Here is a 15,419-nt window from a genome sequence, read left to right on the forward strand (position 1 = left end):
ATCTGCGACGGCGGGTGAGGGGAAGCACGGTGTCTCCTAGCGGACGGAGGTCAGCCGGTGTAGCCGGCGAAGACGCGGGTGTAGTCCCAGGCGGACTGGGAGACACCGGAGCAGCTGTCGGCGGGGCCGCCGGTGCAGGGGCGGTCGCGGTTGGCGGACCAGAAGGTGAGCCGGGCCAGGTGGTGCTGCTGGGCGTAGGCCAGGATGGTCCGGAAGTCGTTCACCGTGACGGTCTCGTTGTTGTCGGTGATGCCGTTCATGGACGAGATGCCCATGTCCCGGTAGGCCTGGTCGTCGCTGTAGTGGTAGGCGTTCTTCAGCGCGTTCTTCAGGCCTTCGGCGGCCTGCGTGGTGAGGTTGCCCATGTTCTGTCCGGCGCCGCCGAAGTCGAACGGCATGATCGCCCAGGCGTCGACGGTCAGTCCGGAGGAGGCGGCCCGGTCGATGAGACCGGTGTCGGGGCCGCTCTGCCCGGTGCCGATGGTGATGTACACCTTGATTCCGGGGTTGTTCGCCTTCACGGTCCTGAGCGCGTCCACGGTGCGCTGCTGCACGGTGGGGTTGCTGTAGGCGTCGGCCTCGATGTCGATGTCGATCGCCTTCAGTCCGTAGGCGTTGATCACCTTCTGGTAGGCGGCGGCGAGTTCGCCCGCGCTGGAGCAGGAGCTCTCCAGCTTGTTGCCGCTGTAGCCGCCGAAGGAGGGGATCACGTCACCGCCGTTCGCCCGCACCGTGTTCACGGTCTGCTGGTCCGCCCCGCCGGTCAGCGGGCGGCTGCCGTCCCACTGGGGGTTGCAGTGGCCGTTGCTGAGCACGAAGGCGAGCGTGAACCATCTGACGCCGGTGGCCTGGGTGATCGTGCTCGGGTTCGGCGGGCTGCCCCAGCCGTTGTAGAGGTACGGCGCCACGGCCATCGGGGCGGACGGGGTGCCGCCGCCGTCGGCGGGCGCGTTCCACTTCTGGTTGGCGCCGCCGCTGCAGCTCCAGATCTGGGCGCGGGCGCCGTTGGCCGAGGAGTCGTCGGTGACGTCCAGGCACTTGTCCGCCTGGGGGTTGACGATGTCGTGGGCGGCGGTGACGGTCCACTTCTGGTTCGGCCCGCCGGTGCAGGACCACAGCTGCGCCTCGGCGCCGTCGGCGGTGGAGTTACCGGTGACGTCGAGACACTTGCCGAGGGCGCGGACGGTGCCGTCGCTGCCGACGGTCCACTGCTGGGCGGCGGTGCCGTTGCAGTCGTAGAGCTGAACGGCTGCTCCGTCTGCGGAACTTGCGCCGGCGACGTCGAGGCACTTGCCGGCGAGGCCGGTGATGGCGCCCGTGGCCGCGTGGGCCGGGAAGGCGGTGAGCAGGCCGGTGGCGAGGGACAGGGCGGCTAGGGAGACGGCTGCGGGAAGTGGTCTGGCCATGCGGGGCGGCCTTTCGCGTGGGGGGACGGAGGCAGGCCGGCACGGGCGTGACGACAGGGTGTCGCGTGCCTCCGGAAGTCTTTGATTAAGGCGTGAAGTTAAAGGTCCGGACCACTGGCGTCAAGGGGGTGGGCAGCAACCCCGCGGCGGCCCACCCCCCGCTTCTCAGACCGCGGGCACCTCGTCGTCCCGCTGGGCGAACTGGGTGCGGTGCAGCTCGGCGTACCGTCCGTCCGCCGCGAGGAGTTCCTCGTGGGTGCCGCGCTCCACGATCCGGCCGGCCTCCACGACCAGGATCTGGTCGGCGGCCCGGACGGTGGACAGCCGGTGGGCGATCACCACGGCGGTACGGCCCTCCAGGGCCTCCGCGAGCGCCTCCTGGACGGCCGCCTCGGAGGTGTTGTCCAGGTGGGCGGTGGCCTCGTCGAGGATGACCACGCGCTGGCGGGCCAGCAGCAGCCGGGCGATGGTCATGCGCTGGCGCTCGCCTCCGGAGAGCCGGTAACCACGCTCGCCGACCACCGTGTCCAGGCCGTCGGGCAGGGACCGCACGACCTCGGCGAGACGGGCGCGGCCGAGGGCGTCCCACAGCTCCTCGTCCGCGGCGGACGGGCGGGCGAGCAGCAGGTTGGCGCGGACCGTGTCGTGGAAGAGGTGCCCGTCCTGGGTGACCATGCCGAGGGTGGCGCGCAGGGAGGCGGCGGTCAGGTCGCGGACGTCGGTCCCGCCGATGCGGACGGCGCCGGCCTGCACGTCGTACAGGCGCGGCAGCAGCTGCGCGATGGTGGACTTGCCTGCGCCGGAGGAGCCGACCAGGGCGACGGTCCGGCCGGGCTCCGCGCGGAAGGAGATGCCGTGCAGCACCTCGGCGCCGCCGCGGGTGTCGAGGGCGGCGACCTCCTCCAGGGAGGCCAGGGACACCTGGTCGGCGGACGGATAGGCGAAGCCGACGTTGTCGAACTCGACGGCGACCGGCCCCTCGGGCAGCTCGACGGCGTCCGGCTTCTCCTCGATGAGCGGCTTCAGATCGAGCACCTCGAAGACCCGCTCGAAGCTGACCAGTGCGCTCATCACCTCCACGCGGGCCCCGGCGAGCGCGGTGAGCGGGGCGTAGAGCCGGGTCAGCAGCAGCGCGAGGGAGACGACCGCTCCCGCTTCCAGGGTGCCGTGCAGCGCGAACCAGCCGCCGAGCCCGTAGACGAGGGCCAGGGCGAGGGCCGAGACCAGGGTGAGGGCGGTGATGAACACCGACTGGGCCGTCGCGGTGCGCACCCCGATGTCGCGGACCCGGGCGGCGCGGGCCGCGAACTCCGCCGACTCCTCCTCCGGGCGGCCGAACAGCTTGACCAGGGTGGCGCCGGGCGCCGAGAAGCGCTCGGTCATCCGGGTGCCCATGGCCGCGTTGAGCGCCGCCGCCTCCCGCTGCATACGGGCCATCCGGCTGCCCATGCGGCGGGCGGGCAGCACGAACACCGGCAGCAGCACCAGCGCGAGCAGGGTGATCTGCCAGGACAGGGTGAGCATGACCACGAGCGTGAGCAGCAAGGTCACCAGGTTGGTCACCACACCCGAGAGCGTGTTCGCGAACGCCCGCTGGGCGCCGATCACATCATTGTTGAGACGGCTGACCAGCGCTCCCGTACGAGTACGTGTGAAGAACGCGACGGGCATGCGCTGGACATGATCGAACACGGCCGTGCGCAGGTCGAGGATGAGTCCCTCCCCGAGCGTCGACGACAGGCGCCGGCCGAGGACGCCGAGCCCCGCCTCCGCGAGGGCGACCAGCGCGATGAGCAGCGAGAGGCGGACGACCGTCCCGGAGTCCCGGCCCGCCACGATCGCGTCGACGACGCGGCCGGCGAGCACGGGCGTGGCCACGGCGAGCAGTGCCGTCACCACCCCGAGCAGTACGAAGCGGACGATGCCGGCGCGATGCGGACGGGCGAAGGCGGCGATGCGGCGCAGCGTGGCGCGGGCGAAGGGACGGCGTTCCTGCTGCGCGGTCATCACGCTGTGCAGCTGCGTCCATGCGGTGGTCTCCATGCTCATGGGAGAGAACGTAGGACCTCAAGCTTCGTTGAGGTCAATGTCCGCGCCTTTTCACCCCCACCGGCGTCCCCGCACCCGAAGGCCTCCATGACTTCCCCCTCTCATCCGCTGCCCGTCCGTAAGGCGCCGTCCGCGATTCGGCAACCCGCCGTTGGCGCGGTGCGGAAAACCTCTCGCAGTGTGACAGCGGTACACCTCCCCGACTTCCGCCAGGGACGCCTCTCCCGGCTCGCCCGGCGCATCCCCGTGCGGCAGATCCTGTGCCTGCTTCCGCTGCTGCTCGTCGCGCTCGTCGCGGTGCAGCACCGGTCCGTGCTCGTCGAGGGCTTCGGTCATCTGCGGACCGCCTCGTGGCCCTGGCTGCTGGCGGCGGCTGGCGCCACCTGTCTGACCTGGGTGGCGGCGGCCTTCACCCGGCAGGGCGCCGTCGTCCAGCCGCTGCCCCGGTGGCGGCTGCTGGCCACCCAGTTCGCGGCGGGCTCGGCCAACCATCTGCTGCCGACCGGGCTGGGCGCCGGCGCGGTCAACCTGCGGTTCATGACCGTGTGCGGGGTGCCGCTCGCCCGCTCCTCCGCCGCGCTCGCGCTGTATCTGCTCGCCGAGTCCGTCGGCCGGCTGAGCCTGCTGGCCGCGCTGCTGCTCGCCTTCCCCGACGCGCTGCGGCTCGGCAGCCTGATCCCTTCCGGGGCCGTCGGACCTCTGCTGTCCGTCGCGGGCGCGGTACTGGCGGTCGCGGTGGCCGCGCTGGCCCTCGTACGACGCCTGCGCACGCCCGTGCTCCGCTTCGTCCGCACCGCCCTGGGCGAGGCCCGCTCGGTGCACACGCGTCCGGCCCGTGCGCTCGCGCTGTGGGGCGGCTCGCTCGCCTTCCCGGCACTCCAGGCCGCCGGTCTGGTGGCGGTGGGCCAGGCGCTGGGGCTGCCGGTGCCGCCGGCGCACATGGCCCTGGCGTACCTGGCCGCGACGGTCGCGGTGGCGCTGGTGCCCACACCGGGCGGACTGGGCTCCGTGGAGGCGGCACTGATCGTGGCGCTGGTGGCGGCGGGCGGCCCGGTGGCGGTGGCCACCGCAGTGGTGCTCGCCTACCGGATCATCACGGTGTGGGTGCCGCTGGTGCCGGGGGCGCTGACGCTGGGGGCCCTGGTGCGACTGAAGGTCATCTGAGGCACAGTGGCCCTCCGAGCCGCACCCCCAGAAGGAGCACCTGCCGTGCCGGTCCGCGTGGAACGCAAGGAACACGTCACCACGATCGTCCTGTCCCGACCCGAGGTCCGCAATGCGGTGGACGGCCCGACAGCCGTCGAACTCGCCGGTGCGTTCCGGGAGTTCGAAGCCGATGAGAACGCCCGTGCGGCGGTGCTCTGGGGCGAGGGCGGCACGTTCTGCGCGGGCGCCGACCTGAAGGCGGCGGGCGGCGAGCGCGGCAACCGGGTCGCCGGGGACGGCGACGGCCCGATGGGCCCGACCCGGATGCGGCTGTCCAAACCGGTCGTCGCGGCCGTCGCCGGCCACGCCGTGGCGGGCGGCCTGGAACTGGCCCTGTGGTGCGATCTCCGCGTCGCCGAGGAGGACGCCGTGTTCGGGGTGTTCTGCCGCCGCTGGGGCGTTCCGCTGATCGACGGCGGCACGGTACGGCTGCCCCGGCTGATCGGCACCAGCCGGGCCATGGACATGATCCTGACCGGCCGCCCGGTCCCGGCCCGCGAGGCCTACGACATCGGCCTCGCCAACCGCCTCGTCCCCACCGGCCGCGCCCGCGCCGAGGCCGAGGAGCTGGCCGCGTCCATCGCCCGCTTCCCGCAGGCCTGTCTGCGCGGCGACCGTGCCTCGGTGCTGGACCAGGAGGGGCTGGACGAGGAGGGCGCGATGCGGGGCGAACTCCGGTACGGCATGGAGGTGCTGGCGGAGGGGCTGGAGGGCGCGGCCCGCTTCGCCGGGGGTGCGGGGCGGCACGGGTCCTACACGGACCTGTGAGTCGCGCTTAGCCGGTCGCCGTGCACCAGGGTCAACCATGCACCACGGTCGCCGTACACCACGGCAGGCCGGGCCGAGCACCGCGGATCTCGGCCGACCGCGCCGAGCACGGTGGCCCTCGGCCGGCTGAGCCAAGCACCGGGCACGACGGCAGACCGGGCCAGGCACCGTAGACCTCTCCCGCCCGCGCCGCGCACCGCAGATCTCGGCCGACCGCTCCCCGCACCATAGATCCCGGCCGGCTGAACCAAGCACCGTGGACCTCGGCCGGCTGAGCCGAGCACCGTGCATCACGGCCGACCGGGACGAGCACCATGGATCTCGGCCGATCGCGCCAAGCACTGTGGATCCCCGCCGACCGCGCCAAGCACCGTGGACCTCGGCCGACCGCCCCCCGTCCGGCGCCGCTCGGCCTGGTGCCAGGCCCCCCGGGGCACGCCTCTTCGCTCAGGAGCCCGGCCGGCGAGGCCACTCCTCTCCCGCCAGCCACTGAAGCACCGCACCGCCCGTCTCCGCCCCGTCCCAGGCCGCCGCCCTGGCGCGCTGCCCGGGGCGCAGCACGGCGCCGGCCGCGAAGACACCCGGACGCGAGGTGTGCGGGCTCGTGTCCAGTGCGATGCCGGCCCGGCGGGCGAGTTCGTCGTCGGGGACGAAGTCGCCGCTGAAGACGACCGTGTCGCAGGCCAGGGTGGCCGTACGGCCGTCGCGGTGACGGACGCGGACCCCGGACACGCGGCCGTGGCCGAGGACCTCGGTGACCGTGGCGTCGGTGAGGAGCGGGATGCCGTGCCGCAGGCGGGCCCACTGGGCGCGGGCGCGACCCGTGCCTGCGCGCTGCTCTTCCGTGACCAGGGCGACGACCTCGGCCCCGGCGGCCCGCACGGTGTCGGCGGCCGCGTACGACACCCCCTGCGCACCGACCACCACCGCCCGGGTGCCGATCGACTGTCCGAACAGGTGCACCGCCTGCTGGAGTTCGCCGGTGGTGCAGACACCGGCGGGCCGGGTGCCGGGCACCAGCCGGGCCGCGCGGGGGCGTTCCCGGGAGCCGGTGGCCAGGACGACGGCCGCGGCGTCGATCGTCTCCAGGCCCTGCGGGCCGACCGTCGTGAGCGTGCGCGGGCCCGCCCAGTCCAGGACCGTCACACCGGTGCGCAGCACGGCTCCGGCGCCCGTGGCGCCCTCGGCGAGCACACGGGCGTACCCGGGGCCGGTCATCGGGTGCACCCAGCTACCGAAGCCGCCGTGCGCGCAGTGCCGTGGCACTCCGCCGGGCTGTGCCTCCCGTTCCAGCACCTCGACGCTGCCCGCACCGGCGGCGGCCAGGCGCGCCGCGACCGCGAGTCCGGCGGGACCGGCGCCGACGACGAGGACGTCGACCCTGCGTACCGGGGGTGGCACGGTCACGAGCCGGCCTCCTCGAACAGCTGCCGTACCGCCGCCCCGCAGTAGAAGCCCTGGCAACGGCCCGCGCGGGCCCGGGTGCGGCGGCGCAGGCCGTCCAGGGAGCGCGGCGGGATCGTACTGGCGAAGGCGTCGCGGATCTCGCCCCGGGAGACGCGCTCGCAGTGGCAGACGAGGGTGCCGTACTCCGGGTCGGCGGCGATGAGTTCTGGCCGCTGGTACGGGCGCGGGAAGGACTCTCCGAGGTCGGGCATGCGCACGGGGTCCGGTTCCCGTGCCGGGCCCGGGTCGAGCCCGGCGTCGGCCAGCAGGCCCACGACATGCGCGGCGATGGCCATGGACGCGGTCAGACCGGTGGAGCGGATGCCGCCGACGGTGACGTACGCCTGCTCGGGGTGGGCGGTGATGCGGTAGTCCTCGTGCTCGGTGGCCGCGCGCAGCCCGGCGTAGACGGCGGTGACCTCCTCGTCCAGGAGGGCGGGCAGGATGCGGCCGCCCTTGTCCCGCAGCAGGGCGATGCCCTCGGCCGTGGAGCCGGTGGCCCGCTTGTCGTCCAGGTCCTCGGCGGTGGGGCCGAGCAGGACGTTGCCGTGCACGGTGGGGGCGACCAGGACGCCCTTGCCGAGGGCGGTCGGGACGGGGAGCAGAATGTGCCTCACGAGGCGGCGGGCGAGCTTGTCGTGGACGAGGAGCTGGCCGCGGCGCGGGGTGACGGTGAAGTCCTCGTGGCCGAGCGCCCGGTCGAGGGTGTCGGCGTGCAGGCCGGCCGCGTTGACCAGCCAGCGGGTGCGCAGGGTGCCCCTGGAGGTGGTCAGGCGGTGGCCGTCCGCGCCCCGCTTCATCCCGTGCACCTCGGTGTTCAGATGCAGGTCGACGCCCGCGCGGACCGCCTGGGTGGCGTACGCCAGGGTCGTGGTCCAGGGGCAGATGATGCTCTCGCCGGGTACGTGGAGGGCACCGAGCGCGCCGAGGCCGAGGTGCGGCTCGCGCGCGTACAGCTCGGCGGCGCCGAGCAGCCGGGTGTCCGGGCAGTCGTTGCGCCCGGCCTTCTCGGCCAGGCGCGGCAGGGCGGCCAGCTGGTCCTCGTCCCAGGCGACGAGCAGGGCGCCGACCTCTTCGACGGGGATGCCGGACTCGACGGCGTACGCGGCCAGCCGCCGGGAGCCCTCGCGGACCAGCCGGGCCTCCAGGGAGCCCGGGGTGGCGTCGAAACCGGTGTGCAGGATCGCGGTGTTGGCCTTGGAGGTGCCCTGGCCGACGTCGTCCTGGGCCTCCACCAGGGCGATGCGCAGGCGCGGGTGGCGGGCGAGCTCCCGGGCGACGGCGCAGCCGACGACCCCGGCGCCGACGACCGTCACGTCGTAGGTCCGCGTGGGTAGCGGCCCCTCGGCGGTGACCGTCACGTCGTAGGGCTGCACGGGCAGCGGCCCCCCTGCGGTGACCGTCACGTCGTAGGGCTGCACGGGCAGCGGCCCCCCTGCGGTGACCGTCATGAGCCGAGCAGCGCGGCGACCGCGGTGCGGAAGCCGGCGAGGCGTTCGGCGGCCTGGCCGGCGGGGATGCGGGGTTCGTACACGGCGGCGGGCTTCCAGTCGGGCAGGGCGTCGTGCACGCCCAGCGCGGGGTCGGCGCCGAGCCGGGCGAGGGCGGCGGCGCCGAGCGCGGTCGCATCGGGCAGCGCGGAGACCTCGACGGGGCGTTGCAGGAGGTCGGCCTGGGTCTGCATCAGGAGGGCGGAACGGGTCAGGCCGCCGTCGACGCGCAGCGCGTCGAACGGGGTGCCGAGGTCGGCCGCGGCCGCCTCCGCCAGCTCGACGACCTGCGCCGCCAGGCCCTCGCACAGGGCGCGCACCACATGCCCGGGTCCGGTGTCGAGGCCGAGCCCGGTCAGGGAGCCGCGCAGGTCGCCACGCCACCAGGGCGCGGCGAGCCCGGCGAGGGCGGGAACGAAGGTGACACCGCCGCTGTCGGGGACGGCGCCGCCGACCCGGTCGAGGTCGGCCGCCGAGGAGAGGACACCGAGGTCGGTGAGCCAGCGCACGGCGGAGGCGGCCGTGTAGACCTGTCCGTCCAGGCAGTAGCCGGTGTCGCCGCCGAGCTGCCAGGCGACGCAGCTGACCAGGCCGGAGGTGCCGCGCCTGGGTGTGCCGCCGGTGTGGGCGAGCAGGAACGCGCCCGTGCCGTAGGTGCACTTGGCGCCGCCGGGCCCGGTGATGCGCTGGGCGAGCAGGGCGGCCTGCTGGTCGACCGCGAGTCCCGTGAGCGGGATCTCGGAGCCGAACGCCGTGGTGGTGCCCACGGGTTGGGCGTTCGCGACCACCCGTGGAAGCCGCTCGTCCGACAGCCCGTAGGCCTCCAGTGCCCACGGCGACCACTGAGCGCGGTCGAGGTCGAGGAGCTGGGTGCGGCCGGCGGTGGCCGCGTCGGTGACGAAGGCGCCCGTGAGCCGGTGGACCAGCCAGACGTCGGTGGTGGTGACGACGCCCTCGCGGGTGAGGTTCCGGCGGATCCAGGCCATCTTGGGAGCGGCGAAGTACGGGTCCAGGGGAAGTCCGGTCAGCTGCCGTAACTCCTCGGCATGCGGCGCGAGTTCGGCGCAGACGGTTTCGGCGCGCCGGTCCTGCCAGACGAGCGCGTCGGTCAGCGGGCGACCGCTGCCCGGGTCCCAGGCGAGGACGGTCTCGCCCTGGTTGGCCAGGCCCATGGCCACGACGTCCTCGCCGGCCTCGGCAAGAGCACGCTCACCGGCGTCCAGGACCGAGGCGTACAGCTCGGCCGGGTCGACCTCGACGCGCCCGCCGGGCAGGTGGCGGGGCCGTACGGCGGCGAACCCGGTGCCGAGGACACCGCGTTCGGGGCAGACCACCAGGGCCTTGGTCCCGGAGGTGCCCTGGTCGACGGCGAGCACCGGCCCCGTCATCGCATCCTCCCGCTCGCTCGGCCAACCCCTTGGAAGATCATCGCGACCAGCCTGCCGCCGCCCCACGACCGACGTCAAGCATCACAGCCGACGGCCCCGGTCGTGGGTCCGCCGAAGCCCGGGCGCCTGTCGGCCGACAGCCCGGTCCCCCACCGTCCGACAGCCCGGTCATGCGCCCACCGACGCACGGCGCACGTCCACCGGCGACTCGGCCATCCGACCGCCGACGGCCCGGTCGTCCAGCCGCCACCGCCCGGTCGTCAAGCCGTCGCCCGCTCGACCGCCCCCGACAGCCTGGGCATCCGTCTCCCGACAGCCCACTCGTCCGCCCCCGACAACCTGGCCGTCCATCCCCCGACAGCCTGGTCGCCCGCCGCCCGACAGCCTGGCCGTCCGTCCCCCGACAGCCTGGTCACGCGTCCGTCGACGACCGGGGCATCCGTCCGCCGATGGTACTGCCGTAGATCCGGCGAGACTTCAACTACCCATCAGGGTCGGTCGGTTGATGACCATGACGAGGTCCGACCGTCGCCCCTATAGTGACCGCCGTCCCGCACGTAACCCTCAGCCGAGGCCCAGAGGAGGGCTGTTGCCGCATCACCCCGCCACCCTGCCCGTCCGCTCGCGGACCGGGGCGGGCGGCTGATGGCCAGAGAAGGAGCCCGCGCCTCCTACGACCCGGCCGGTCACGACGGCGCGCTGCGCTCCGCCCTCCAGGATCTGCGCACCGGGCGCTGGATGGCGATGCGCACCCTGCTCGCGGACACCCCCAGCTGGTGGCAGTGGACCCAGCGCACCCAGGTCCTCGCGGCCGCCGCGGCCGGTACCGACGTGGTGCGGGCCTGGCGCGCCGAGGAGCCGCACAGCGTGCCGGCCGCGGTGATGCACGCCCGGGTCGGCGTGGAGCGGGCCCTGCGGGCGCGGCGCGAGCGGCACCGCCGTACACACGAGTTGTGGATCGAGGCGTGGGACGCCGCCCAGTGCGTCACCGAGGCCGCCCCGCAGGATCCCGTGCCCTGGGTGTGCCTGCTGGCGCTGGCCCAGCTCGATCCGGAGCAGCGCTGGGAGGAGCACCGGGCGGCGCCGCCCGAGCCCGTGCTGCCGCCGGGACCGTGGGGGCTGCTGGCCGAGGCCGGCCGGCGTGACCCGCACAACCGCGAGGCGCACCACCGCATGCTGCAGTTCCTGTACGCGATCGATCCCTCGGACCGGCTGGCCGAGGCAGCCGGCTATGCGCAGTGGGCGGCGGCCACGGCGCCGCCGGCTTCGGCGCTGCACCTGCTGCCGCTGTACGTGCGGGTCGAGCGCTACCGGCGCGTCGGCGGGCACCAGGCGGCGCTCGACCTGCACTGGGTCGCGGAGGACGCGAGCCGCGAGGCGCAGCGGGCGCTGCACGCCTGGTTCGAGCACGCGCCCGGGGCCGAACGCTCCTTGCTGGACCTCAACCACCTCGCCCATGCCCTGTGGGGTGCCCTCCGGTTCCCGGACGCGGCCCGGGTGTTCGACGCGATCGGCCCGTACGTCACTCCCCCGCCCTGGATGTACCGCACCCCGGACCGGACCCGCGCCGTGGAGATCTTCCTGCAGGCCAGGGACCGCTGTCGCGCCGCGGCCGAGGACTCCGACCCCCGCCCCTGACGTCCCCCCGCCCTCTCCTCACCCCCTGGAGGTTTCCGCATGTCCCCCGCCCCCGATCCGTCGCGCTCCCCCACGCCGCGTCCGTCACCCTCCCCGACCCCCGAGTCGTCGTCGTTGCCCACCCCCGATCCGTCACCCCCCGCCGCCCCCGATCCGTCGTCCTTCCCCGGCCCGGGTCCGTCGTCCTCCGCCGCCCGCCCGCCGCACGACGAGGAGCAGCGGCTGCGGGAACTCGGCTACCGCCCCGTACTGGCCCGGCGCATGGGCGGCTTCGGCAACTTCGCGATCAGCTTCTCGGTGATCTCGATCCTGTCCGGCTGCATGACCCTGTACGGCTTCGGCCTGGGTGCCGGCGGGCCCGCCGTGATGCTGTGGGGCTGGGCCGGCGTCGGCCTGTTCGTGCTGTGCGTCGGCCTCGCGCTGGCCGAGGTCACCAGCGCCTACCCGACCTCCGGCGCCCTGTACTACATGGCCGACCGGCTCGGCGGCCGGCGCTGGGGCTGGTACACGGGCTGGCTGAATCTGCTCGGTCTGCTCGGCGCGATCGCCGGCATCGACTACGGCGCCGCCCTGTTCACCGGCGCCTTCGCCAACCTTCGGTGGGGCTTCGAGCCCACCCCCGGCAGGACCATGCTGATCTTCTGCGTCATCCTGCTGCTGCACGCCGCCCTGAACCTGTTCGGTGTCCGCCTGGTCAGCGTGCTCAACTCGGTCAGCGTGTGGTGGCACCTGGCGGGCGTCGCGCTCATCGTCGGCACGCTCGCCGTCGTCCCCGACCACCACCAGTCGGCGTCCTTCGTGTTCACGAAGTTCGTCAACGAGACCGGCTGGCACAACCAGCTCTACGTGGCCGCGATCGGCCTGCTCCTCGCGCAGTACACCTTCTCCGGCTACGACGCCTCCGCGCACCTGTCCGAGGAGACGTCCAATGCCTCGGTGTCGGCGGCGAAGGGCATCGTACGGTCCATCTGGGTGTCGTGGATCGCGGGCTTCGCACTGCTCGCCGGGCTGACCTTCGCCATCCAGGACTACGACGCCACGCGCACCACCGGCACCGGCGTGCCGCCCGCGCAGATCCTGCTCGACGGCCTCGGCACCGACGGAGCCTGCGCGCTGCTGCTCGTGGTGATCGTCGCTCAGCTGTTCTGCGGGAACGCCGAGGTCGCCGCGGCCAGCCGCATGGTGTTCGCGTTCAGCCGGGACGGCGCCCTGCCCGGCTCGCACCTGTGGCGCAAGGTCAGCAGCCGCACCCAGACCCCGGTCGCCGCCGTGTGGCTGTCGGTCGTCGTCGCGGGCCTCCTCGCCCTGCCGTCCCTGTACTCGGCGACGGCGTACGGCGCGGTCACCGCCATCAACGTCATCGGCATCACGCCCGCTTACGCCATCCCCGTCCTGCTGCGGCTGCGCGCGGGCGACCGGTTCCGGCCGGGCCCCTGGAACCTGGGCCGGTGGAGCAGGCCGGTCGGCTGGATCGCGGTGGTCTGGGTGGCCTGCGTGACGGTCCTGTTCTGCCTGCCGCAGTCCTCGCCGGTCACCGTCGACACGATGAACTACGCGGCCGTGGCACTCGCCGTGGTCCTGCTCCTGGCCAGCGTCTGGTGGTACGTCGCCCGCCGGGTGTACGGCACGCCCGCCACCGCCGCCTACGGCAGCGACCGCGACCAGGCCGAACTCGCGGAGGGAATCGTCTGAACAGCGCCTCCACAGCACCGCTCCGGGTACGAACTGGTGTTCCGGATACGGCAGGATGAACGTTCGCGCCGACCGCCGACGACCCGGCCGGCGGCGCGAACGCACATTCCGGATACCGAGCAGGTGACAACGTGACGAGACTTCACAGCGGGCCCTCCGCAGCAGATGTGCGCCCCGGAGGTGACCGGTGAACCGCGCGCTGACCCTGGACGACCTCGTCCTGGCCGGCATCGCCCTGGCCGCGGGCGTGCTGCTGGCCTTCCTGTCCCGCATGCTGCTGCGCTGGCTCGCCAAGCACGCCAAGCGGACGAAGTGGAGCGGTGACGACGTCATCGTGGACGCGCTGCGCTCCGTCGTCCCGTGGGCGGCGATCGCGAGCGGGGCGGCGTCGGCCGCAGCGGTGCTGCCGCTGACCAGAACCGTTCAGCACCACGTCAACCAGATCCTCCAGGTGTGGCTGATCTTCGTGGTGACCCTGTCGGCGGCCCGGGTGATCGCGGGCCTGGTCCGCACGGTGACCCAGAGCCGCTCGGGAGTCGCGGGCTCGGCCACCATCTTCGTCAACATCACCCGGGTACTGGTTCTGGCGATCGGCTTCCTGGTGGTGCTGCAGACGCTCGGGATCTCCATAGCCCCGCTGCTCACCGCCCTCGGCGTCGGTGGTCTGGCGGTCGCCCTCGCCCTCCAGGACACCCTCGCCAACCTCTTCGCGGGCGTCCACATCCTCGCCTCCAAGACCGTTCAGCCGGGCGACTACATCCGGCTGACCAGCGGCGAGGAGGGCTATGTGGTGGACATCAACTGGCGCCAGACGACGGTCCGCCAGCTGTCCAACAACCTGGTGGTCATCCCCAACGGCCAGCTGGCGAAGACCAACATGACCAACTTCACGCGTCCCGAACAGAAGTTGACGATCCTGGTGCAGGTGGGCGTGAGCTACGACAGCGACCTGGACCACGTCGAGCGCGTCACGACCGAGGTGATCGCCGAGACCATGGCCGAGATCACCGGCGCCGTCCCGGACCACGAACCCGCGATCCGCTTCCACACCTTCGGGGACTCGCGGATCGGCTTCACGGTGATTCTCGGGGTCGGCGAGTTCAGCGACCAATACCGCATCAAGCACGAGTTCATCAAGCGCCTGCACCGCCGCTACCGCGCGGAGGGCATCAGCATCCCCGCCCCCGCCCGCACGGTCTCCCTCCAGCAGGAGGCGGTGGTGATCCCGCAGCAGCGCAGCGGGGACGAGGTGGTGGGGGCACCGTCGGCTCGGTAGGGGTGCGGGCCCCGGTCAGCAGGTCGCCGGCCGGGGCGGTGACGGGGACTCAGGCGGGGTGCGACGCGCGGCGGGAACGGGCCCGCCGGAGGAACGCCGCGCCCGCCGCGACGGCGAGGAGCACGCCGCCCGCGGTCCACGCGATCACCGTGGTGCGGGGGGCCGCGGAGGAGTGCGCCGCCGCCTGCCGGGCAGGGCAGGCCGTGCCGTGCGCGGCGGAGGTCAGGCGCAGCCGCGCCCACACCTTGTCGGGGCCCTTCTGGTCCGCCTGGTGCCGGTGGACGACGTAGAGGCCGGAGGGCACGTCGCACTTGAGGGTGGTGGTGGCGGTCAGGACGGCCTTGGCGCCCCGCAGGACGGGCCGGTCGCCGAACGCACGGGACGTGAGGGTGATGGAGCCGTCCATGCCCTCGTCGTCGTTGTCGGTGATGGTGACACGGCTGCCGGCCCGGAACGTCCGCACGTCCCACTCCGACTGGGGCCAGGTGTCGCCCGCGGCCCAGCGTTCCTCCCGTGCCGGCGGCGGCATCTTCTCCACCTTGTCGCGGCAGGCGCGGCGTGCGGCCTCGTCGGCCGGTTCGACCCGGACCCGCGCCCAGCGGAACGGGTGCTCGGAGGGGCGCACGTCACCGGCACCGTTCAGCACGACCGCGTACGTGCCGGGCCGGGCCTCGCAGCCGATGGTGACCGTGGTGGTCAGCAGCGGTGCCATCATGCGCAGTTTCCCGGGCTTGACGAACACCGGCGAGGTGACGGTTTCGCCGTACCCGGCCTGCCCGTCCTTGGCGTCGACCGTCAGGGTGTCGCCGGGGTCCACCGTCCGGACGCCGCCGAGCGTGAGGGCCGGCGCCGGCGGGGAGGCCGAGGCCGGCCCGGCCGCCAGGAGGGGCAGGAGCAGCGGGAGCGCCGCCCACGCGGCCCTACGGAGTCGGTCCATCGCCTCGCCTGTCTGTCATATGACGTGATGTCAGTAGTTACTCGGCAGTATGCTATCGATCTTCAAGTCGAACTGGTGTGCGGTTACGGAAGATTCGGCCACTCGCCGTTCGGCCTCCTACAA

Annotated in this window: 10 protein-coding genes and 1 pseudogene; 5 read left to right on the forward strand and 6 right to left on the reverse strand. The window is 73.5% G+C overall.

The genetic code is table 11. The features are described 5' to 3' along the window. Positions 1-50: 50 nt before the first annotated feature. A complete protein-coding gene (locus tag ACZ7P3_RS05050) occupies positions 51-1,406 on the reverse strand; it encodes an RICIN domain-containing protein (RefSeq protein ID WP_472079024.1) in 1,356 nt (451 codons plus the stop codon). Positions 1,407-1,571: 165 nt separating this feature from the next. Next, a complete protein-coding gene (locus tag ACZ7P3_RS05055) occupies positions 1,572-3,455 on the reverse strand; it encodes an ABC transporter ATP-binding protein (RefSeq protein ID WP_472079025.1) in 1,884 nt (627 codons plus the stop codon). 180 nt (positions 3,456-3,635) lie between these two features. Here ACZ7P3_RS05055 and ACZ7P3_RS05060 point away from each other — a divergent pair, with 180 nt between their 5' ends. Further along, positions 3,636-4,619, forward strand: a complete 984-nt coding sequence (locus ACZ7P3_RS05060) for a lysylphosphatidylglycerol synthase transmembrane domain-containing protein (RefSeq protein WP_472079026.1) — start codon at positions 3,636-3,638, stop codon at positions 4,617-4,619. A gap of 45 nt (positions 4,620-4,664) precedes the next feature. Then, positions 4,665-5,429: a crotonase/enoyl-CoA hydratase family protein gene (locus ACZ7P3_RS05065; protein WP_472079027.1), complete on the forward strand. Its 765-nt coding sequence runs from the start codon at positions 4,665-4,667 to the stop codon at positions 5,427-5,429. A gap of 465 nt (positions 5,430-5,894) precedes the next feature. Here the strand turns inward: ACZ7P3_RS05065 and ACZ7P3_RS05070 are convergent. The 3 genes and pseudogenes from ACZ7P3_RS05070 to ACZ7P3_RS05080 form a co-directional block, all read right to left on the reverse strand. Then, positions 5,895-6,830, reverse strand: a pseudogene (locus tag ACZ7P3_RS05070) (NAD(P)/FAD-dependent oxidoreductase); the annotation flags it as partial. A 2-nt stretch (positions 6,831-6,832) separates the two neighbouring features. Then, complete coding sequence (locus tag ACZ7P3_RS05075) at positions 6,833-8,236, reverse strand: FAD-dependent oxidoreductase (protein ID WP_472079427.1); 1,404 nt, start codon at positions 8,234-8,236, stop codon at positions 6,833-6,835. A gap of 86 nt (positions 8,237-8,322) precedes the next feature. After that, positions 8,323-9,753, reverse strand: coding sequence for an FGGY family carbohydrate kinase (locus ACZ7P3_RS05080; RefSeq protein WP_472079028.1), 1,431 nt, complete (start codon positions 9,751-9,753; stop codon positions 8,323-8,325). Between the two features lie 645 nt (positions 9,754-10,398). On the opposite strand from ACZ7P3_RS05080, the gene ACZ7P3_RS05085 reads away from it, so the two are divergent. The 3 genes from ACZ7P3_RS05085 to ACZ7P3_RS05095 all read left to right on the forward strand — a co-directional run bounded on the left by ACZ7P3_RS05085 (position 10,399) and on the right by ACZ7P3_RS05095 (position 14,359). Next, complete coding sequence (locus ACZ7P3_RS05085) at positions 10,399-11,391, forward strand: hypothetical protein (protein WP_472079029.1); 993 nt, start codon at positions 10,399-10,401, stop codon at positions 11,389-11,391. A 39-nt stretch (positions 11,392-11,430) separates the two neighbouring features. Then, complete coding sequence (locus ACZ7P3_RS05090; protein ID WP_472079030.1) at positions 11,431-13,083, forward strand: amino acid permease; 1,653 nt, start codon at positions 11,431-11,433, stop codon at positions 13,081-13,083. 187 nt (positions 13,084-13,270) lie between these two features. Then, entirely contained in the window at positions 13,271-14,359 is a 1,089-nt protein-coding gene (locus ACZ7P3_RS05095; RefSeq protein ID WP_472079031.1) for a mechanosensitive ion channel family protein, read from the forward strand. 49 nt (positions 14,360-14,408) lie between these two features. On the opposite strand, the gene ACZ7P3_RS05100 is transcribed toward ACZ7P3_RS05095, so the two are convergent. Next, entirely contained in the window at positions 14,409-15,296 is an 888-nt protein-coding gene (locus ACZ7P3_RS05100) for a hypothetical protein (RefSeq protein ID WP_472079033.1), read from the reverse strand. Positions 15,297-15,419 lie beyond the last annotated feature (123 nt).

The organism is Streptomyces sp. NPDC107581 (assembly GCF_055657175.1).